This window comes from Psychrobacter sp. I-STPA6b (assembly GCF_020662265.1).
Taxonomy (GTDB): domain Bacteria; phylum Pseudomonadota; class Gammaproteobacteria; order Pseudomonadales; family Moraxellaceae; genus Psychrobacter.
In genome coordinates, this window is the sequence record NZ_VEWM01000034.1 from 1 (window position 1) to 495 (window position 495).

The window sequence follows — 495 nt, forward strand, 5'->3', positions numbered from 1 at the left end:
AACCAATAAAATGTTGTTGCAATAATGGATATTTCGATTGATTTTTTGCAAGATTTGGGTTGTAAATCGAATTAAAAATTTTGTTGCAAGTATAACTTTCGGTTTCAGTTTTTACGATGCAATGATTGCCTAATTCTTCAAAATCAGTAACTTTTTGGTTTGCAAAATGAATGTTTTCGTGTTTCGAAATTAAATCGAAAACCAAATTATAAAAATCCAATCCGCGAATCATTTTATATTGGTACGGATTCAAATCTAAATCTCTTCTAAAAGTGGAATCAGCAAAAAGCGCAACATCCCATTTTTTAGAAACAATTTCATCAAAAAGAGAAGAATTATCCCAAAAACACCAAGTTCTATCGTTGCTTTTTTTAGGATTTTCATCCAATAACAAAATGGTTTTATCATTAAATTTTCCGGATAAAATCATTTCATAAACAGTCATTAAAGCCGATAATCCTGAACCTGTAAAAATGTAATGATAGTGTTTCATAT

Annotated in this window: 1 protein-coding gene; it reads right to left on the minus strand. The window is 28.7% G+C overall.

Features of this window, described 5'->3' with window-relative positions:
* Nucleotides 1–495 (minus strand): hypothetical protein (locus FHK88_RS03660; protein WP_264480594.1); only part of this gene is annotated, 495 nt, incomplete at both ends.